General features: G+C 68.8%; 15 protein-coding genes and 1 riboswitch. Of the genes, 4 read left to right on the top strand and 11 right to left on the bottom strand.

Annotated elements, in window-relative coordinates; all coding sequences use genetic code 11:
- Positions 1–17: 17 nt before the first annotated feature.
- The 5 genes from AB0I35_RS21410 to AB0I35_RS21430 all read right to left on the bottom strand — a co-directional run bounded on the left by AB0I35_RS21410 (position 18) and on the right by AB0I35_RS21430 (position 6,494).
- Positions 18–1,247 carry an SfnB family sulfur acquisition oxidoreductase gene (locus tag AB0I35_RS21410; protein ID WP_357397896.1) on the bottom strand — a complete coding sequence of 410 codons (1,230 nt, stop codon included), beginning with the start codon at positions 1,245–1,247 and terminating at the stop codon, positions 18–20.
- On the bottom strand, positions 1,247–2,362 hold the full coding sequence (gene sfnG / locus AB0I35_RS21415) for a dimethylsulfone monooxygenase SfnG (RefSeq protein ID WP_357397898.1): 1,116 nt from the start codon (positions 2,360–2,362) through the stop codon (positions 1,247–1,249). Before sfnG ends, AB0I35_RS21410 begins: the two co-directional genes overlap by 1 nt.
- A gap of 37 nt (positions 2,363–2,399) precedes the next feature.
- The gene (locus AB0I35_RS21420; protein WP_357397899.1) at positions 2,400–3,782 is read right to left on the bottom strand and encodes a styrene monooxygenase/indole monooxygenase family protein; all 1,383 of its coding nucleotides are present in this window, start codon (positions 3,780–3,782) and stop codon (positions 2,400–2,402) included.
- Positions 3,783–3,843: 61 nt separating this feature from the next.
- Entirely contained in the window at positions 3,844–5,280 is a 1,437-nt protein-coding gene (locus AB0I35_RS21425) for an LLM class flavin-dependent oxidoreductase (protein ID WP_357397901.1), read from the bottom strand.
- Positions 5,277–6,494: an acyl-CoA dehydrogenase family protein gene (locus AB0I35_RS21430; RefSeq protein ID WP_357397902.1), complete on the bottom strand. Its 1,218-nt coding sequence runs from the start codon at positions 6,492–6,494 to the stop codon at positions 5,277–5,279. The genes AB0I35_RS21425 and AB0I35_RS21430 overlap by 4 nt, the downstream gene beginning before the upstream one ends.
- 158 nt (positions 6,495–6,652) lie before the next feature.
- Positions 6,653–6,752: riboswitch (glycine riboswitch) on the top strand.
- A 152-nt stretch (positions 6,753–6,904) separates the two neighbouring features.
- Between AB0I35_RS21430 and gcvP the strand changes: the two genes are divergently transcribed.
- Positions 6,905–9,715, top strand: a complete 2,811-nt coding sequence (gene gcvP / locus AB0I35_RS21435; RefSeq protein ID WP_357397903.1) for an aminomethyl-transferring glycine dehydrogenase — start codon at positions 6,905–6,907, stop codon at positions 9,713–9,715.
- Between the two features lie 161 nt (positions 9,716–9,876).
- Positions 9,877–10,722, top strand: coding sequence for a virginiamycin B lyase (locus tag AB0I35_RS21440; protein ID WP_357397934.1), 846 nt, complete (start codon positions 9,877–9,879; stop codon positions 10,720–10,722).
- A gap of 253 nt (positions 10,723–10,975) precedes the next feature.
- Here AB0I35_RS21440 and AB0I35_RS21445 read toward each other — a convergent pair whose 3' ends face one another.
- Complete coding sequence (locus tag AB0I35_RS21445) at positions 10,976–12,691, bottom strand: ABC transporter ATP-binding protein (RefSeq protein WP_357397904.1); 1,716 nt, start codon at positions 12,689–12,691, stop codon at positions 10,976–10,978.
- Complete coding sequence (locus tag AB0I35_RS21450) at positions 12,688–14,460, bottom strand: ABC transporter ATP-binding protein (RefSeq protein ID WP_357397905.1); 1,773 nt, start codon at positions 14,458–14,460, stop codon at positions 12,688–12,690. The genes AB0I35_RS21445 and AB0I35_RS21450 overlap by 4 nt, the downstream gene beginning before the upstream one ends.
- Before the next feature lie 123 nt (positions 14,461–14,583).
- Between AB0I35_RS21450 and AB0I35_RS21455 the strand changes: the two genes are divergently transcribed.
- Complete coding sequence (locus AB0I35_RS21455; protein ID WP_357397906.1) at positions 14,584–15,162, top strand: helix-turn-helix domain-containing protein; 579 nt, start codon at positions 14,584–14,586, stop codon at positions 15,160–15,162.
- On the opposite strand, the gene AB0I35_RS21460 is transcribed toward AB0I35_RS21455, so the two are convergent.
- The 4 genes from AB0I35_RS21460 to AB0I35_RS21475 all read right to left on the bottom strand — a co-directional run bounded on the left by AB0I35_RS21460 (position 15,163) and on the right by AB0I35_RS21475 (position 19,212).
- Positions 15,163–16,830 (bottom strand): substrate-binding domain-containing protein, encoded by a 1,668-nt coding sequence (locus tag AB0I35_RS21460; RefSeq protein WP_357397908.1) that lies wholly within the window; start codon positions 16,828–16,830, stop codon positions 15,163–15,165.
- Positions 16,831–16,944: 114 nt separating this feature from the next.
- The gene (locus AB0I35_RS21465; RefSeq protein ID WP_357397910.1) at positions 16,945–17,190 is read right to left on the bottom strand and encodes a WhiB family transcriptional regulator; all 246 of its coding nucleotides are present in this window, start codon (positions 17,188–17,190) and stop codon (positions 16,945–16,947) included.
- Positions 17,187–17,729 (bottom strand): HNH endonuclease, encoded by a 543-nt coding sequence (locus tag AB0I35_RS21470; protein WP_357397911.1) that lies wholly within the window; start codon positions 17,727–17,729, stop codon positions 17,187–17,189. Before AB0I35_RS21470 ends, AB0I35_RS21465 begins: the two co-directional genes overlap by 4 nt.
- Before the next feature lie 256 nt (positions 17,730–17,985).
- Positions 17,986–19,212, bottom strand: a complete 1,227-nt coding sequence (locus AB0I35_RS21475; protein WP_357397912.1) for an MFS transporter — start codon at positions 19,210–19,212, stop codon at positions 17,986–17,988.
- Between the two features lie 85 nt (positions 19,213–19,297).
- Between AB0I35_RS21475 and AB0I35_RS21480 the strand changes: the two genes are divergently transcribed.
- Positions 19,298–19,756: a helix-turn-helix domain-containing protein gene (locus AB0I35_RS21480; RefSeq protein WP_357397913.1), complete on the top strand. Its 459-nt coding sequence runs from the start codon at positions 19,298–19,300 to the stop codon at positions 19,754–19,756.

The following is a 19,756-nucleotide window of genomic DNA, read 5'->3' on the forward strand; positions in this document are numbered from 1 at the left end:
CGCCCGACGAAACAGGGTCAGAAGGTGCCATGGGCAGGGGGCGGGCTGTCGTGGAGGAGAGCGCGGCCGAGATGGTGGTATTTCCAGCGGACCGGGTCGTGCAGGGTGTGGGTTCTGGCGTTGCGCCAGAAGTGGTGCAGGTTGAGGTCGGCGGCGGCGCTGCGGGTTCCGCTGACTTCGAACAGCGCGGCGGATACCTCGACTGCGGCGCGGTCGGCGACGATCTTCGCTGTCGCGACCGCCAGGGACGCCCGGGCGGCGGCACCGCGCTCATCCGCGTCACCACCGGGCGCGTGGACCGCCGAATCGACGGCGGTCGCCGCAGCCGCCAGCGTCGCTTCGGCCGTCGCCACCGTGACCACCAATTCGCCGAACCGCTGGATGAGCAGCGGGTCGTCGACGGCGCGCTCGACCCCGGCCTCGAACCAGGGGCGGGCGTGCTTTCGCACGAATTCGGTTGCGGCGGTGAGGGCTCCGCGTGCGATACCCGTATCTATCGCGGCGTGCAGGAGCTGGGCGTACGCGCCGTAGGCGGTAGGTCCGGTGAGGGCTTTCGCGCGGGGAACGAGCTGCTCGGCCCGCACCCGCACATCCGCCAATTCAACGGTGCCGCTGCCGGTGGTGCGCTGACCGAAGCCGTTCCAGTCGTCCACGATCCGGACGCCCGAGGTGCGGGTGGGCAGATAGGCGATGTATTCGCCCGCGGGTAGACCGCTGCGCTCGTCGGGGTCGTCGAGCCGGGTCAGCACGGCGAGCAAATCCGCGAACAGCGAACCGGTGCAATAGTATTTCGTGCCATCGATCCGGAATTCGCCGTCCACCGGCCGCAGCGTGGTCGAGATTTCGGTGATGGTTCGGCCACCGCGTTCTGATTGGGCGTTGGCGATGCGCGCACCGGCGAGAACCGCGCCGAAGTATCGGCGTCGCTGTTCGTCGGTGCCGGCCAGCCGCAACAGATTCACGTACACGAAATGGCTGTGCGGGATCTGCGCGATATTCGGATCGGCCACCGCCAGGATCCGCACCACTTCCGTCACCACGCTCGGCGCCAGATCGGCCCCACCGAATGCGGCGGGAACCGTGATCGCGAGCAGACCCGACGATGCCAGGCGATCCAGCTGCGCGTAGGGCAGTTCGCGGTCCCGATCCCGGGCGGCGGCGCCGGGCGCGAACTCGTGGGCGAGCTCGGCCGCGACGGCCACGGCGTGGTCGGCGGAGGTGATGCGCCCGGCGGTGGCCGCGGTCATCAGCCGACCACCGTCGCGGGAACCCGGGCCGCCTCGAGTTCACGGACCAACGGCAGCACCTTCGCCCCGAAGTACTCGATGTCCTCCTGGAAATGCAGGAAGCCGCCGAGAATCAGGTCCACCCCGAGGTCGCGGTAGGCGACGATCCGCTCGGCGACCTGCTCGGGTGTGCCGATCAGTTGCGTGCGGAACCCGTCGTTGTACTGCACCAGATCCTCGAACGACGAATCCGCCCACATACCCTTGCGGTCACTGGTCGAGGCTCCTGCCTGCTGCACCGCGTCGCGGAAACCCTCGACCGCCGGCTTGTTCGCCTTCTCGATGATCTCGCGCAAGGTATCGCGCGCTTCCTTCTCGGTGTCGCGGGCGATGATGAACCCGTTGAGCCCGAATTTCACCTCGCGGTCGTTGTCGCGGGCGACGGCACGCAGGTCGTCGAGCTGTTCGGTGACGCCGTCGAAGTCCTTGCCGTTGGAGAAATACCAGTCGGCGTAGCGGCCGCCGTTGCGTCGGGCCGCCGTGGAATTACCACCCTGGAACAGTTCGGGATTGGGCCGGTTCGGGGTGTTGAGCGGTTTCGGCTTCAGGGTGAAATCGCGAATGCGATAGAAATCGCCACCGTAGTTCACCTCGTCCTCGGTCCAGATCTTGCGGATCACCTCGAGGAATTCGCCGCTGCGCCGGTACCGCTCGTCGTGCTCGAGCCACGGCTCGCCGAGGGCCTGGAATTCGCCCGCGAACCAGCCCGACACCACATTGATCGCGAACCGGCCGTTCGAGAGGTGATCGGCGGTCGCGCCGAACTTCGCGAGCACGGCGGGATGCCAGAGTCCGGGATGAATGGCGGCGATCACCTTGAGCCGTTCGGTGGCCAACAGCAACGCGAGGCTGAACGAGGTCGACTCGTGCTGGAATTCGGCACCGTAGGAGGCGGTGTAGCGCACCTGCGAGAGGGCGTAGTCGAAGCCGTTGCGTTCCGCGGTCTGCGCGAGCTTCTTGTTGTACTCGTAATCCCAGCTGGTGCGCTGTTCGATATCGCTGGTGACGAGGCCACCGCTGACATTCGGCACCCAGTAGGCGAACTGGATCTGGTCGGTGATCCGCTCGGTTGTCATAGTTGCTCCAGAGTTCGGGCGGGCGGGTGGGGTGTGGCTATCCGACGGCGACCGGTGCGAATGTCGACCGCGCGAAGCGGCCCGCCGGTGCGAACTTCGCCAGCAGTTCGCCCGCGTCGACGCCGGTGACCTGGGTGATGTAGGCGGCGGCGTCCTCGGGAGTGTCGATGGCGAGGAACGGCTGCGGTCGGTGCAGCAGCCCGACCAGCGCCGAGGCGAAGCGCGGGTCGACGGCGGCGGTGGCGAAGAACTGGCCGCCGATGTCGGCGAACTCGGGGTCGCTGAGGAACAGCCGGGTCACCTTGGCGGCGGCATCGCTGCGGGCGGCCAGGAACGCGGCGTACTGCTCGCCGATCCACTGCTCGTCGAAGGGCCCGTCGTGCACCGCGGCGGCCGCGACCAGGCGCTGGGCCTGGATCAGCCCGCTCTGGGCGCCCTGTCCGGCGACCGGGTCGTAGGCGACCGCGGTGTCGCCGAGGGCGGCGACCGGGTGGCCACCCTCGGTGCGTCCCACGCCCGCCCGCACGACCGGCCGCACCGCGCCTTTGAGCCAGGAGTGCGGGTCTTCGGCGATCACCTGGGTGGCCTGGACCTCCGGCAGATCCCAGTCGATGTAGTCGCGGTAGAGGTCTTTCACGATGCGCAACGCCGATTCGGCGGAATCGGCCGCGGCGAATCGGGTCTCCCAGTCGCTGCCGGGACGTGCCCAGCCGAGGAAGGCCCAGCTCGGGCCCACGTCCTTGTGCAGGTACGGACCCCACCACGCTTCGCCCTGCTCGGCCAGGATGGAGAACAGGCTGTGCGCACCGCCTGCCGGGCCGCGGTGTGCGAACACGCCGGAGTCGTAACCGAGGCCGGTCACGGTGACGGTGAGCAGCGAGCGTTGCGGCTTGTCGTAGACGGTGCGGGTGGTGTCGATCGGGAAGAGGCCGGACAATCCGCCGCGACCGGTGGCGACCAGGGTGAGGTCGTTGGCGGCGGCGATCGCGTCCAGTGCCTGCGGGGTGACGTCGTCGACGACGAACTCGCCGCCGCGCGCCCGGAAGGCGGTGAGTCGTTCGTCGGCCTTGAGGCGGGTGTCGACCGCGACCCCGACATACCCGTCGAAGGTGCCGTCGAACGCGATCAGTTCGGCGTTCTCCGGTCCGGCGATGCGGACACTGAGTCCGGTGTGGCGGGGTGCGCGGCCGGTGTAGCTGTCGAGCCCGAGCGCGGCTTCGGCCTGCTGGGTTTCGCCGAATTCGAGGGCGGTGCCGGTGGCGGGGACCTCGTCGCGCAGTGCGCGTTGATCTCGGTCGCTGTAGAGGGTGACGGTGAAACCGGCGTCGAGTAGTCCTAGCGCCGCAGTGACGCCGGTTTGGCCGGCGCCGATTACCGCGGCCGAACGAGTGGAGCGGGAAGCGGGAGTCTGCGATGTCATACCGGAATACTGCGCTGACCTGCACCCGATGAAGAGTGTTGCGATCAGCGCGAATTGATTCCTACGCGCCCGCTGATGCGTTCACCGATCCCGGCCGTGACACCGCGTGCGGCAGCACGGTCGACCGCGGACCACCGACGCGATATCCGGCACCACGATGGTGCTCGGGTAGCCGATCACCGGCCCCGAAGAGGGCGTTGCGCAAGGTCCCCGGCTCGTATTCGGTGCGGTACACACCGCGTTCGGTCAACACCGGAACGACATGGCGCACGATGTCCTCGAACGTGCCGGGGGTGATGGCGTAGGCGAGGTTGAATCCGTCGAGATCGGTGTCGGCGACCCACTCCTGCAGCAGGTCGGCGACGGTTTCGCCGGAACCGGTGAACACCGGCCCCATCCCACCGATGCCCGCCCAGCGCCCGATGTCGCGCACGGTCCATTCGCGGCCGTCGTCGTCGAATTCCTGGAACGCCGCCACCGCGGACTGGATGGCGTTGCTGTGCACCTCACCGATCGGGGCGTCGAGGTCGTATCGCGACAGGTCGATTCCCATCCAGCCCGACATGAACACCAGCCCGCCCTCGACGCTCGCGTAGGACAGGTATTCCTCGTGTTTGGCCCGTGCTGCCGCGTCCGTCTCGTCGGTGATGATGGTGGCCAGCGCGTAGATCCTGGCCTCGTACCGCCCGCGCCCTGCCGCCTCCAACGCATCGCGAACTCGCGAAACAGTGTGCGCCAGCACGCGTTTGGACGGACCGGCGATGAAGATCGCTTCGGCGTTCTCGGCCGCGAACCGGACTCCGCGCGGTGAGGCGCCCGCCTGATAGATCACCGGCGTGCGCTGCGGTGACGGCTCCGACACGTGGATTCCGGGCACGGTGTAGTGCTTGCCGTAGTGACCGATGTGGTGGACTTTCGCCGGGTCGGTGTAGATGCCGCGATCGGCATCGCGGATCACCGCGTCGTCCTCCCACGAGCCCTCCCAGAGCTTGTAGAGCACTTCGAGGTACTCGTCGGCCCGGTCGTAGCGTTCGTCGTGATCGAGTTGATCGGCGTCACCGAAATTCCTTGCCGCCGAAGGCAGATAGCCCGTCACCACATTCCAGCCGAGGCGCCCGCGCGTGAGGTGGTCGAGGGTCGACATGCGGCGCGCGAACGGGAACGGATGCTCGAACCCGGTGCCGGTGGTGATGCCGAAGCCCAGATGCTCGGTCACCGCCGCCATCGCCGACACCAGCAGCAGCGGATCGGCGACCGGGGTCTGCGCACCCTGGCGCAGCGCGGCGGTGTCGTCGCCGCCGTACACGTCGTAGGTGCCGAGGACATCGGCGATGAAGATGCCGTCGAACCGCCCGCGTTCCAGGAGTTTCGCCAGCTCGGTCCAGTACCCGATGTCGGTGTAGCGGTGGGACTGGTCGAGTGGATGACGCCACAGTCCCGGTGACTGGTGGGCCACGCAGTTCATGTCGAACGCGTTGAAGCGGATCGGCCTGCTCATCGCGACACCTCCGTGCGGCGCTCGCCCGCGCTCCAACCGAACGGCAACTCGGTGCCGTTGAGCAGGTAGTCACCGACGGCCCGGGCTTTGAAGATCGCCGGATTGTGCACGGAAACGGTGCGTGCGTTGCGCCAGTGCCGGTCCAAGCGCAGCTGTTCGGACACGATGGACGCGCCACCGAGCTCGAACAGCTGTGTCGTGGCGGCCAGGACGATATCGATCACCGCGAGTTGTGCTTGCGCGGCGGCCAGTTCGGCCGCGGCGAGGTCGCCGTGGTCGTTCGCCCCGGCGTCGAGGACGCGGTCGAGAATGTCCGCGACGGCCAGCACGGTCGCGCGAGCGGTGAACGCCGCCGCCGACAACTTGCCGATCACCTGCTGGACAAGGGGGTCCTCGCGCGGCAGGTCGGCCGAGGCGTGCGTGTAGGTGCGGGTGCGCGCGCTCACCCATTCTTTGGCGTCGCGCTCGGCGCGAGCGGCGATCCCGGCGAGCACCGCGAGCTGCACCAACTGCAGGTAGGCGGTGCCGTAGGTGGGGCCCGCGACACCGTAGCCGGGCCCGAGGACGCGATCGGGCGCCACCACGACATCGGTGAACTCGGTGGTGCCGCTGGCGGTGAGCCGCTGTCCGAAACCGTCCCAGTCGTCGTGCTGCACCACCCCCTCGGCGTTCGCGTCGACCAGCACACCGAGGCGCTCACCGGCACGGTCGGCGGCGACCAGGATGTGATCGGCGAACAGCGAACCGGTGCTGTAGTACTTCACCCCGTTGAGGAGCAGCCGGTCACCGTCCTCGGTCAGCCGGGTGCGATACCGGTCGACGGCGCCCACCCCGGGTTCGGTGATCGCGTTACCGACCAGCGTCCCTGCGGCCACCGCCCGCAACCACCGCTCCCGCTGCGGGCCGGGCTCGGCCAGCCGCTGATCCTCCACGAACGACCAGTGCACCCGCAGTGCCTGCGGCAGGTTCGACTCGGCGGCCGCCAGGTCGATGAGCAGCCGGAACAGCTGACGCACGCTCGCACCGTAGCCGCCGAACTCGACCGGTACCCGCAGGGCACCGAACCGCGCCTCCTTCAGCCAGGTGACCTCGTCGAAGGGCAATCTGCGGTCGACCTCCCTGGCCACCGCACCGGCGGCGATCCGGTCGAAGATCGGGGCGAAGACGGCATCGAGCTCGGAGTCTGTGATCGCGGACGCGGAGGTGGAAGTCATGCCCTCACGATCGCGCAGCGGGCCGTCGGATTCACCGGTTGCGCGCAGGGGGATCGAAACGTCTCCCCGTCACGGTGGGGGAGTGACGAGCACTACACCCCCGGCGGGCCCCTGGTGGCGCGACCGGGGGTTTGCTGCCTCTAGACTCGGGGGTGCGTCGCCGTCGTGCGGGAGAGTCCTGGGATCGCAAGAGTCCGGGCGCCGAAGGAGCAGCACCTCCCCGTCAATCTCTCAGGCAACAGGGACCGCGCGGTGATTCGACGCCTCTGGAAAGCGGTGGCATCCGGCTGCCCGCCCACGGGGAAAGGGGCACGGTTTCGACCGGCCACCGAATCTCTCAGGCGCACAGACAGAGGGGGAGGGCTGGTACCCGTCGGCCACGAGGCCGACCCGCCCGACCTGGAGCTGCCGTGACCCGTTCGTTCGCCGACCGCCACATCGGACCCGATTCCGACGAACTCGCCCGGATCCTCGCGACCATCGGCGTCGAGTCCGTCGACGCGCTCGCGACCACGGCGTTGCCCGCCACCATCCTCGACGAGTCCGGCCTCGCCGCCCTGCCCGCGCCCGCGAGCGAACACGAGGTACTCGCCGAGCTGGCCGGCCTGGCCCAGGCCAACACCGTCGCCACCTCGATGATCGGGCTCGGCTACTACGACACGCTCACCCCGCCCGTGCTGGTGCGCAACCTGCTCGAGAACCCCGCCTGGTACACCGCCTACACCCCGTACCAGCCCGAGATCAGCCAGGGCAGGCTAGAGGCGCTGCTCAACTTCCAGACGTTGGTCTCGGATCTGACCGGCATGGACGTGGCCAACGCCTCGATGCTCGACGAGGCGACCGCCGCCGCCGAGGCGATGACATTGTTGCGCCGCGCGGGCAAGTCCAAGTCGAACCGGCTGCTGCTCGACACCGACCTGTTCCCGCAGACCAAGACCATCATCTGCACCCGCGCCGAGCCGCTCGGCATCGAACTCGTCGAGGCGGACCTGTCCACCGGAGTGCTGCCCGAGGGCGACTTCTTCGGCGTGATCGTGCAGACCCCCGGCGCGTCGGGCCGCATCGTCGACTGGACCGAGGTGTTCACCGCCGCCCACGAGCGTGGCGCGCTGGTCGCCGCCGGTGCCGACCTGCTGGCGATGACCCTGATCACCCCGCCCGGCGAACAGGGCGCCGACGTGTGCTTCGGGACCACCCAGCGTTTCGGTGTCCCCATGGGCTTCGGTGGCCCGCACGCCGGGTACCTCGCCGTGCGCACCGCGTTCGCCCGTCAACTGCCGGGCCGCCTGGTCGGTGTGTCGGTCGACGCCGACGGCGCCCCGGCCTATCGCCTGGCGCTGCAGACCCGTGAGCAGCACATCCGCCGCGAGAAGGCCACCTCCAACATCTGTACCGCCCAGGTGCTGCTGGCCATCCTCGCCGCCATGTACGCGAGCTACCACGGTGCCAACGGACTACGGGCCATCGCGCGCCGGGTGCACGAGCACGCCGCCGCCGTCGCGACCGGTCTCGGCGGTGCGGTGGTGCACGGCTCCTTCTTCGACACGGTGCTCGCGCACGTGCCCGGTGGTGCCGAAGCCGTTGTCGCCAAGGCGAAGTCGAAGGGGATCAACCTGCGACTGGTCGACGCCGACCACGTCTCCATCGCCTGTGACGAGGCCACCACCGAAGCCCATGTCGCCGCCGTCGTCGAATCCTTCGGCACCGCACTGACTCCCGAATCCGGCGCGGGCGCCGAACCGGTCGGCATCGAGACCCGCACCTCGGAGTACCTGACCCATCCGGCGTTCACCCGCCACCACACCGAGACCGCCATGCTGCGCTACCTGCGTTCGCTCTCGGACAAGGACATCGCCCTGGACCGCAGCATGATTCCGCTCGGTTCCTGCACCATGAAGCTCAACGCGACCGCCGAGATGGAGGCCATCACCTGGCCCGGTTTCGCGCGGCTGCACCCCTTCGCCCCCACCGAGGACTCGCCCGGCATCCGCAAGCTCGTCGCCGACCTCGAGCAGTGGCTGTGCGAGATCACCGGCTACGACGCGGTGAGCCTGCAGCCCAACGCCGGTAGCCAGGGTGAGTACGCGGGATTGCTCGCGATCCGTCGCTACCACCTGGACCGTGGCGACGATCACCGCGACACCTGCCTGATTCCGTCCAGCGCGCACGGCACCAATGCCGCCTCGGCGGCCATGGTCGGCATGCGGGTCGAGGTGGTGAAGTGCCGCGAGAACGGCGACATCGATCTCGACGACCTGCGCGCCAAGATCGCCGACCACGCCGAGCGGCTGGCCTGCATCATGATCACCTACCCGTCCACCCACGGTGTGTACGAGCACGAGGTCGCCGAGCTGTGCGCGCTGGTGCACGACGCGGGCGGTCAGGTGTACGTGGACGGTGCGAACCTGAATGCCCTTGTCGGACTTGCCCGTCCGGGCCGGTTCGGCGGCGATGTGAGCCACCTGAACCTGCACAAGACCTTCTGCATCCCGCACGGCGGCGGCGGTCCGGGCGTGGGCCCGGTGGCGGTGCGTTCGCACCTGGCGCAGTACCTGCCGGGTGATCCGCTCGAGAACGGTTCGCACGCGGTGTCGGCCGCCGAGTACGGTTCGGCCTCGATCCTGCCGATCACCTGGGCCTACATCCGGATGATGGGCGCCGAGGGCCTGCGCGCGGCGACGTTGACGGCCATCGCGTCGGCCAACTACATCGCGCGCCGCCTCGACGCCTACTTCCCGGTGCTCTACACCGGCGAGAACGGGATGGTCGCCCACGAGTGCATCCTGGATCTGCGCGAGATCACCAAGCAGACCGGTGTCACCGTCGACGATGTGGCAAAGCGTTTGGCGGACTACGGTTTCCACGCACCGACCATGAGTTTCCCGGTGGCGGGCACGCTGATGGTGGAGCCGACCGAGAGCGAGAATCTCGAGGAACTCGACGCCTTCATCGACGCCATGATCGCCATCCGCGGCGAGATCGACCAGGTCGCCGCAGGCGTCTGGCCGGTCACCGACAACCCGCTGCGCGGCGCACCGCACACCGCGGCCTGCCTGGTCGGCGAGTGGGGCCACCCCTACAGCCGTGAAACCGCCGTGTACCCACGCGGTGTGGGACACGCCCGGCCGAAGATCTGGCCTGCTGTGCGTCGCATCGATGGTGCGTTCGGCGACCGCAATCTCGTCTGCTCCTGCCCGCCGCTCGACGCCTACCAGGACTGATCCCCACTGATCCGGGCCCCGCCGATGCCGTTCGGCGGGGCCCGGATTCGTTCACGACCGGAATTCGGGCACCCGGAGGGCTGCCCGGCGTGGCGACGGTCGGTACGGTGGCGGATGGGGCGGGATGTTCCCATGACCAGGAGGGGATCGAATCGTTGAGTATCGGCGAGATAGTGCGCGAGATCGAGGTAGCCGGAGCACCGTACGGGGTCACCGTCGGACCGGACGGTGCGTTGTGGTTCACCCTGGTGACCCAGGGTGCCATCGGGCGGTATGCCGAAGGGCAGGTCGAGACCTTCGCCCTCGACCCCGTCGGCGGACAACCCACGGTGATCGTGGCGGGAGACGATAACGCCCTGTGGTTCACCGAGTTCCACGGTGGCCGGCTGGGCCGGATCACCCTCGACGGCGCGGTGAGCAGTCTGACGATGGACGGGCCCTATGGTGTCTGCGCTGGGCCAGGCGGTATGTGGTTCACCGAATTGCAGGCCGGTCGGGTCGGCCGGATCGCGGGTGACGGCGGGATCGAGGGGGTCGCCGTCGACGGAATGCCGTCGATGATCACCGCGGGCTCCGACGGCGCGGTCTGGTTCACGGTGAACCAGGGCAACGCGATCGGCCGCATCGACACCGACCTCACGGTGACACTGCACCCCCTGCCCACCCCTTCGGCGGCACCGGTCGGCATCGCCGCCGGCCCCGATGGTGCGGTGTGGTTCACCGAGATCGGCGTGGGCGCGATCGGTCGCATCGACAGCGCGGGCACTGTCATCGAATACGCTCTGCCGGACCGTGATTCACGCCCACACGCGATCGTCTCCGGCCCCGGCGGCGCGCTCTGGTTCACCGAATGGGCCAGCGGAGACCTCGGCCGGATCGACACCGACGGCAAGATCGACCACCTCACCCTCCCCGGCGCCGAACCCCACGGACTCACGGTGGATTCCACCGGCCACCTCTGGGTGGCCATGGAATCCGGTGCGCTGGTCGAGGTTTCACCAGGCTGACGCTTCTGTGGACACGCATCGACTCGTCCCCACCGTGGCCGTGCGGACAGCGCGACGACGGTGCGCCCGGGTAGGCGTCCACCGCCGGGAGTGACGACACGGACCGAGGTCTCAGGCCGGACTCCGCCCCATGCGTCGATTCCGTCTCGGATGTTCACCGCATGCGGCCCGAGTCGGTTGGCCGCTACGGCCGGTGGGTCGCGATGCTGTGCGGGGACACCCGTGTCGCAAGGCGCGGGTGTCCCCGCGATCATCAATTCGTCGCGACAGCAGGATCTGTGATGTCGACGAAATCCGTATAGCGCCCGCCCGTTTCGATGAGTTCGGGGTGGGTGCCCTGCTCTACGACACGACCCTTGTCCAGGAAGAGGACGCGGTCGGCGGTTCGGACCGTGCGTAGGCGGTGGGCGACGACGATGACTGTTCGCCCGGCCATCAGGCGTTCGATGCCACGATGGACGGCTGCCTCGTTGGCGGGGTCGAGTGCCGAGGTGACTTCGTCGAGCAGGACGATCGGTGCGTCCTTCAAGAGGGCGCGGGCGATCGAAACACGTTGGCGCTCACCACCGGACAGCAGCGCGCCGCCCTCGCCGACGGCGGCCGCCCAGCCGCCGGGCAAACGGTCGACCACTTCGTCCAGTCCGGCCGCGGTCGCCGCCGCCCGCACCTCGGCGTCGGTGGCGTCGGGGCGGCCGAGGCGGATGTTGTTCTCGATCGTGCCGTCGAACAGGTACACGTCCTGGAAGACGATGGCGATGGACGACATCAGGGTCGCGGTATCGATGTCGCGCACATCGACACCGCCGATGCGCACCGCGCCCGCGTCGACATCGTGGAATCGGGCGAGCAATTGGAGCACCGTGGATTTCCCGGCGCCGGAGGGACCGACGATAGCGAACCGCTGCCCCTGCGGCACTTGGAACGTCAGCCCGTCCAGCACGGTGTGACCGTCGCGCGCGAAGCCCACGGCATCGAACTCGAGATCGTGGCGGAGCGGTTGGATGGGATCGCGTGGTTCGAGAAGCGGTTCGGTGCTGAGCAGGTCGTCCAGTCGGGTGAGTTGAGAGTGCGCGCTGCGCAGCTTGCCACCCAGATCGGCCAGTGACAGCAACGGTTCGGCGCAACGGGCGGCGAGCACCAGGATCGCCAACAGTTCGGCGGCGCCGATCCGGCCGCCGAGGGCGAGGTAGGCGCCGAGGGCGAGCAGCACGGTGAACATGGTCTGGACGACGAGCGTGAGACCGACCATCCCCGGCAGCGCGGTGCGCACCGAGCGATGAGTGGCCCGCTGCAGCTCCCGCAACGCATCGTCGAGCAGACCGAACCGCTCGGTGCTTCGGCCACCCGCGCGCAGCACCGGCTGGGCCCGCAGGTATTCGATGACGCGGCCCGCCGCCTCGTGATCGCGGGCGTGGCGTTCGGCGTCGGTGGCCGCCAGCGCGCGACTCGCCCGGATCTGCACCGCGGCCACCAGGGGGACGGCGATCAGCGCGGCCAGTCCGAGCCGCCAATCGAAAATGGCGATCACCACCACGATGGTCGCCGGCGTCAACGTCGCGGTGATGAACGGGCTGAGCAGATGCGCGATCACGCCCATCGCCTCGAGTACACCCCGGCTGGCCAGTACAGACACCTCACCCACCCGGTCCGGCCCGAACCAGCCGACCGGCAGCCGCGCGAGGTGGTCGCCGATGCGGTGGTAGGTGCCGCGCAGCAGCGTGGTGCCCGAGCGGAACCCCGACAGATCGCTGACATAACGCAGCACGGCGTACACCGCGACCGCGCACCCGAACCCGATCAGCCACGGCCAGGCCCGCGCGGGTTCGCTGCCGAACAGCTCACGCAGCACGGGAACGAGCAGCAGGTAGGACAACCCTTCGAGCACGGCGGTGACACTCATCGACACCACAGTCCGGCGAACCGGGCCCGCGTACTGATGGCCGAGTACCCGTAACAGTGTGCGGATCATGACAGCTCGCTTCCTTGTTCGGCCCGCCAGAACGCGGCGAACGCGCCGCCCTCGGCCAGCAGCCGGGTGGGTGCGCCGCCCTCGACGATCACGCCGTCCCGCAGCAGGACGACGGTGTCGGCGTCGGCGATGGTTTCGTGTCGATGGGCGATGACGAGCACCGTTCGGTCACCGCGCAGGTTCGCCATGGCCCGCCGCAATGCCCGCTCGGTCTGCGGGTCGGCGAACGCGGTCGCCTCGTCGAGCACCAGTACGGGGGTGTCGGCCAGCAGAGCCCGGGCGAGCGAAAGCCGTTGTGCCTCACCGCCGGACAGCCCTGCCTGTTCGCCGAGAACGGTGTCGTACCCGTGCGGCAGGTCGAGAATCCGTTCGTGGATCCCGGCCAGCCGGGCGGCCTCGATCACCCGTTCGCGGTCGGCGTGCGGCACCGCGAGCGCGATATTGTCGGCCACCGAGGCGCGCAGCAGTCGGACATCCTGGAAGACGAACGACACCGACCGGTAGAGCCGATCGCTGCCGATGTCGCGCAGGTCGGCACCACCGAGGACGACGCTGCCGTGACTCGGATCGAAGAATCGCAGAAGTAGTTGCGCCAGTGTCGATTTACCGCTCCCCGACGGTCCGACCAGCGCGGTGACGGTACCCGGCTCGAGGACCAGATCGATACCGCGCAGCACCTCCCGGTCGTCGTAGCCGAAACGCACGTCCCGCAATTCGACCCGGTGCCCGCGCGGAGCCACAGGTCGCGCCGGTTCGGGCAGTGGCCGCACGGCGAGCACCTCGTTGATCCGGCCGATCGCGTGCCCGGCGGCCTGCAGATCGTCGAAACCGTGTTGCAGCGCCGCGACCGGGGCGGTCAGACCGAGCCCGAGCAGCAGGAACGGCAACAAATCGGCGGCGGCCAGCTCGCCACGGGTGAGCAGGAAGGTGCCGCCGCTCAGAATCACCAGCAGCACGAACGGCGGCGACAACGCCAGCTGCATCCCGGCCGCCACCGGGGCGAGACCGCGGACGAAACGCAGAAACGTATCGGCGAATTCGTCTGCGGCCGTGCGGAATCGGCGATGTGCCCGATCACCGCCGCCGAAGGCCTTGACCACCGCGATGCCCTGCACGAACTCCACCACCGCGTCGGCGATGCGACCCATCGCGGCGTCGAACTCCCGCTGTTCGCGCTCCCTCGCCGGCAGCAGGAGCAGCGGCACGTGCAGGAGCGCGAGCAGGACCGGGACGAGCGTGACGAGCGTGAGCCGCCAGTCCACCGTGCACAGATACGCCAGCGACACCAGTGGCACCACGAACGCCGACACCAGCTCACCGGGCGCGTGCGCGAGCACCGGATGCACCGCGCTCACGTCGTCGCCGACCACCTTGGCCAGCTCACCGGTTCGGCGCCCGGAGAACCAGCCGATCGGCACGCGCCCCAGCTGGGCGGCGAGCTGCCGCCGGAATCCCAGCTGCACCCGGCCGTCGAGGACGTGCCCGAGCCCGGCCGCCGCACCGGTGAACACCAGCCGGATCAGCAGACCGATCGCGCCGATCGCCACCGCGAGCCACACCCGGTCGTGATCGACCGGTCCGGCCGACAACAGCACCCGGCCGACCTCGACCACCGCGAGCAACGGCGCCAGCCCGGCCAGCGAGCCGATGACCTGCGCGATCATCACCACGGCGAAGCCGGGGAGGTAGGGGCGGACCGATGTCACAAGAGTCGGCGGCGGGCAATGCGTCACCGACTCCGCCTCGGGACGTTCGATTGTCGTCGTCATCGCACACTCGATTCAGAAAGTCACTGTCTCTAGACAGCGACTGTACGAGCGTCGTTACGGACAGTCAATGTCTGAATGAGAGTGGCAGTCACCAGACAGTGACTTCCTGATAATCTGGTCCGCATGGCTGGACTACGCGAACGCTGGCGGCTCAACGCCATGCACACCGTTCAGGAACGCGCGCTCGACCTGTTCGACGCGAAGGGCTTCGCCGCGGTCACCATCGAGGAGATCGCCGCCGCGGCCGAGGTCTCGCCCTCGACGGTCTACCGGCTCTTCGGCACCAAGGAGGGCATCATCGTCGCCGACGAGTTCGACAACCTCAGCGACGAACAGCTCGCGGAGATCGTCGATCCGCACGATCCGATCGGCAGCCTCATCCGCTCCGTGCACGAGTACGACACGGGCACGAACGAATCGGGCTCCGAACCCGGCCCGTGGCGGCGCAGCCTGCGCTATCACTTCACCGAACCATCGGTTCGGCGCGCGGCCTACGCCTCGGCCGACCGCACCAGCCGACGGCTGTCACCGCTGCTCGGCTCGACCGGCCGTTTCACCGAGGCGCAGGCCAAGGTGGCGACCAACGCGCTCATCTTCGGCTACCTCGCCGCGCTCGAACAGTGGTTCCTCGACGGCGGCGACCGACCCGTCGCCGCCTACGTCGACGAGGCACTCGACCCGTTACGGGCCGTATGGGGCTGACTACGGTGTGGTCAGCGCCTTGACCACCGCCGTTCCGAAGCCGAGATCGTTGCTGGTCGGCATCCGGGTGTACGTGCCGCCCGTCTGCGCGGACAGCTCCTGCAGGGTCTGGGTGCCTTCGCCACCGACCACGATGATGTCCACCCGCACCGGCTTGCCGGACTGGTCGGCGGCCGCGATTTGGGCGAGCAGATCGGCGCCGGTCAGCGAGGAATCGTCGTCCGGTCCGTCGGTGATCAGCAGAATCGAATTGGTGCGGCCGGGGGAGTAGTTCGCCACCGCCGCGCGATAGGCGGCGAGCAGACTCGGATACGCCTGGTCGGTACTCACCGTGCTCGGCTTCAGCGAGGTGACCGCCGATCCCACGGCATTGCGCTGGGCGTCGGTGAGTAGGCCGGTGGCGACGTTCACCTGGTACGGATCGTTTCCGTCGAGATTCTTGCCGAAGGTCCACAGTCCGAGCCCGAAGTCGGGCGGCATCACCTGCAGGGTCGAGGCGAGCGCGGCGCCCGACGTGGCCAGGCGGGTCATCGAGCCGTCGGTGGTGCCCATCGACGACGAGACATCGAGCAGCACAGTGGCATTCACACCGAGCACCGGGTTGTCGATGGTGGCGCGCACCTTCTCGAGCGCCGCCTTGCCCGGATTTGCGGGCGCCGAGCCGATGGCCGGGCCGAAACCGTCGGCGGCGAACGCGGCCGCCTGCTCGGGAGCCCGCAGGAAGTCGATGAAGCGCGAGGCGATGAGATTCTGGATCTTGTCGACCCACGGACCCGACAGCACCGCCGCCGGGTAATCCGCCAGCGGCGCGGTGCCCGCCGGACGGAACGCGGTGAGCCCACCGCTCCCCAGTTGCTGGGAGGTAGCGGCCACCGCGTGGATATCGTTCGCGGCCGGATCCGCGCTGATCGCGGCCATCGCCGTGGTCAGGTCGGCGGGTTTCTGGGCAGCGGCGGCTAGACCAGAAATGGCGGCGACCACCTGTCCGGACGCGGCGGCCTGCTCGGTGAGCGGGTCGGTGCCCGACACCGCGGAACCGATCGCGGCAGCGGCCGCGGTGGTCGCGTCACCCGAGGGCAGCGCCATCCGCAGCCCACCCCACCCGTTCAAGCCGATCTCGTCGAGCGAGCCCTGCTGCAATCGGGGCAGGTCGGCCCAGGTGATCTGGTGCTGCTCGAGTGCCTGTCGCAGCGGATCGGGCACCGCGAGCACGATGGGGCTGGTCGCGATGGAGGCCGGGGTGCCCTCGATCAAACCGGGCACCCGGACCAGCTCGATCGAACGGCTCGAGTCGGCGATCCACAGCCCGGGCTTCGGGCCGAGGCCGGGTTCCCAGGTGCTGGTGTCGGCCAGCGCGCCGACGAGCGCCGCCGACGGCCGGGCCGTCACCTCGACGCGCGCGCAATGGTCACGCACGCGCGGCTCGGTCGCGTTGAACCGTTCCGCGGCCGCACGTACCGGACCGGCCACGGCCGGGTCCACGGTGACATCGAGGGCGGCGGGCCCCTCCACACATTCGGCCGCGGCGGCCACATCGGATTCGGCGGCACGATCGCGCAGCTGGAACCAGGCGAACACGGCCACGAGTACGAGCACGAGCACCGATGCCGCGATAACCGGACCTTTGCTGATACGTCGAGATCTGGTCCCGCTGCGATGTGTACCCACGCGGCAAGTTTAAGGACTCGCCGCCGGCGCGGCGCACCGCGCATCCCCCGGCGCATCGTCGCTGCTCACAGCCAGGGGCCGAGCGTCGTGGTCGACGCCCGGCCCCCGGTCCGGTCATTCGCGGACCACGCGGCCGCGGTCGTATTCACGACCACCCCACACCCCGGACTGACCGGTCCGCGCCGCGTACTCGGTGCACCCCGCGAGCAACGGGCAACCGGCGCAGATGCGGCGGGCGTAGTCGAAATCCTGCGACGGGTACGGAAACCACGCCTCGTGGTTGGGATCGCCCCGGCAGGCGGCACGATGCCACCGACCGGAATCGGACAGGGTGAGCAGTTCGGTCAATGCGGTGGTCACGGCGCGTACTCCTTCCAGATCCGGCGCTGTGTGCTGGCGAGCGGGTCGGGTGCCTTGGGCTCCCACAGCAACCGCATCCCCGCCTCTTCCGGGGTGCGGTCGGCCTTGGTCGTATTGCAGGGTGCGCAGCAGGCCACGAGATTGCCCCAGGTGTTGGGGCCACCCCGGCTGCGCGGGCGAATGTGGTCGACGGTGGCCGCCCAGTTCGCGCAGTAGCCGCATCGGTGCTTGTCGCGGCGCAGCACACCGGCCAGGGTGGCGCGGCTGTCCTCGCCGACCGGTCGCACATGCGCCAGGTACACGTAGCGCAGCAACCGGATCGTCTCCGGCAAGACCACTTCGAGGTGTTGCGAGCGGATCGGGAAGCGTGGCACCCGGTCGATGACCGATTCTGCGGCCCCGCTGAGCAGCAGTGTCACCGCCCGATCGGCGGTGATCTCGTCGAGTGCCTCGTAGCTGGCGTTGAGCACCAGCACGCGGCTGTGTATCCAGTTGTCGGCAGCGGGCGCCGTCGGCACGACGGCATGACGAATCATCATCGCAAATCACCATGTTTCGAAGAAGCGAGCGGAAATGGAGAGGGAGGTGCGCTCAGTGCGCGACGGGGAGACGACCGGTTTCGCGCATCTCGGCGCTGCGATGTCCGGTGCTCTGATATCCGGGCTTCGAATCATGCTGTGCTACAGCTGGTTTCACGGTCGTCTCCTCCTCTCAGCGTGCTCTGCCGGTCTCGTCTGGCGCGATGTCGGCTCGTGTGAATCATGGTGACACACCATGTCCGGAATGTCGGCTCATTTATTTTCGTTGAGCGACAGCGCATCCCACCGGCACCGAGGGTGATTCCGGCGAGGCCATGACGCCGACGCGTGAGAGCTGGGCCGCCGCCCACACGGCGAACCCGGCCAGGGCGTAGAGCGCGCCGAACAGGCAGGACGCCCACCATCCCCACACGGTGTAAGCCCAGGTCGTGGTGACCGCGCCGAGCGCGGACCCCAGTGCGTAGAAGGTCATGTAGGCACCGATGACGCTGCCCGCGCGGTCGGGATGTGCGGTGGTCAGCAAATGCTGACTGCTCACGTGCACAGCCTGGACGGCGAAGTCGAGCAGTACGACGCCGACGACGAGCAGTACCACCGTCCCGGTCCGCGCGATGAACAACCAGGACACGGCGAGCATCAGCAGGGCCGAGCCGGTGACCCGCTGCGCATGACCGGAATCGGCCCACCGCCCCGCCCGGCCCGCGCCGAGGGCGCCCGCGAGACCGAACAACCCGAACAGCCCGATCTCGGTCGTGCCCAACGACCAGGGGTGCGCAGCGAGGGGGAGCGCGAGGCCGCTCCACAGCGATCCGAAGGACGCGAAGACGAAGAAAGTGATCGAGCCCCGGCTCAGAAACAGCCGGTCCGTGGTCACCAGCCGTCCCGTGGACCGCAGCACCTGGGTGTACCGATCATCGCGGGTTCTGATGTCCGGACTCAAAATCTTCCGGGTGAGGACGGCGAGCGTCGCGCAGAGCACCGCGAGCGCCGCATAGGCTGCCCGCCAGCCGAGCGTGTCACCCAGCAGACCCGCGACGACACGGACCCCGAGGATGCCGATCACCACACCGGAGGTGACGGCGCCGATATTGCGGCCCCGTTCACCGGGCGCGGAAACAGCGGCGACGTAGGCCACGGTCACCTGGACGACGACCGCGAACACTCCGGCGACCGCGAGTCCGGCGACCGCGACGACACCGGTGGGCGCGACGGCGGCGATCGCGGCCCCGACCGAGGTGAGCGCGAGCATGCCGCCGATGAGCCGACGGCGGTTTACCAGGTCACCGAGTGGGACCAGCAGAATCAGTCCGGCGAAATACCCGATCTGCCCGGCGGCGATCAGGACGCCGGACGACTGCGGCGACAGCCCCAATTCCGCACCCGCCACGGTGAGAACCGGCTGGATCGCGTAGACCGTGGAGACCGCCGCGGCGCACACCACCGCCAGCATCACCCGTTGTGCTCGCGTCAGTCGTGTAGCCACCGGACCTCCAAAAGAGTAGCAAAATGAAACCAAATCAAAGGTAGGCAATAATGGTTTCGAATTGCAACCTATTTGGAGGTGGCCCATGGCTTCGACGGTCCGTGTCGACCGCGAATGGACCGATACCACCTGCCCGGTGGCGCGAACTGTCGACCTGGTGGGTGATCGCTGGAGTCTGCTCATCGTGCGCGACGCCATGGACGGACCGGCGTCGTTCACCGACTTGCGACAGCGGCTCGGGATAGCGCGCAACATCCTCGCCGACCGCCTCCGCCGACTCGTCGACGACGGCATCCTCGCCACCAGCGCGACCGCGAGCGGCAAACGGCACGTCTACGAGCTGACGCCGGCGGGGCAGGACCTGTTCACCGTCGTTGTCGCGCTGCGGCAGTGGGGGGAGAGCCATGCCTTCGCCGACGACGAGCCCCGCTCGACGCTCGTGGACCGCGACGGCCGGCCACTCGCCGAACTGCGCCCGCGCGATCGGGCAGGTACGGTCGTCACCGCCGCCACCACCGAAGTGCGGCGAGTGGACTGCGGGTGA

Origin of the sequence: Nocardia sp. NPDC050378, assembly GCF_040655675.1 — a bacterium.
In the GTDB taxonomy this organism is placed as follows: Bacteria; Actinomycetota; Actinomycetes; order Mycobacteriales; family Mycobacteriaceae; genus Nocardia; species Nocardia coubleae.

Bases quoted from the DNA above. Each gene is read 5' to 3' on its own strand.
- AB0I35_RS21480 (WP_357397913.1), top strand. From the start codon at position 19,298: ATGGCTTCGACGGTCCGTGTCGACCGCGAATGGACCGATACCACCTGC.
- AB0I35_RS21425 (WP_357397901.1), bottom strand. From the start codon at position 5,280: ATGAGCAGGCCGATCCGCTTCAACGCGTTCGACATGAACTGCGTGGCC.
- AB0I35_RS21455 (WP_357397906.1), top strand. From the start codon at position 14,584: ATGGCTGGACTACGCGAACGCTGGCGGCTCAACGCCATGCACACCGTT.
- AB0I35_RS21445 (WP_357397904.1), bottom strand. From the start codon at position 12,691: ATGATCCGCACACTGTTACGGGTACTCGGCCATCAGTACGCGGGCCCG.
- AB0I35_RS21450 (WP_357397905.1), bottom strand. From the start codon at position 14,460: ATGACGACGACAATCGAACGTCCCGAGGCGGAGTCGGTGACGCATTGC.
- AB0I35_RS21410 (WP_357397896.1), bottom strand. From the start codon at position 1,247: ATGACCGCGGCCACCGCCGGGCGCATCACCTCCGCCGACCACGCCGTG.
- sfnG (WP_357397898.1), bottom strand. From the start codon at position 2,362: ATGACAACCGAGCGGATCACCGACCAGATCCAGTTCGCCTACTGGGTG.
- AB0I35_RS21430 (WP_357397902.1), bottom strand. From the start codon at position 6,494: ATGACTTCCACCTCCGCGTCCGCGATCACAGACTCCGAGCTCGATGCC.
- AB0I35_RS21470 (WP_357397911.1), bottom strand. From the start codon at position 17,729: ATGATGATTCGTCATGCCGTCGTGCCGACGGCGCCCGCTGCCGACAAC.
- AB0I35_RS21420 (WP_357397899.1), bottom strand. From the start codon at position 3,782: ATGACATCGCAGACTCCCGCTTCCCGCTCCACTCGTTCGGCCGCGGTA.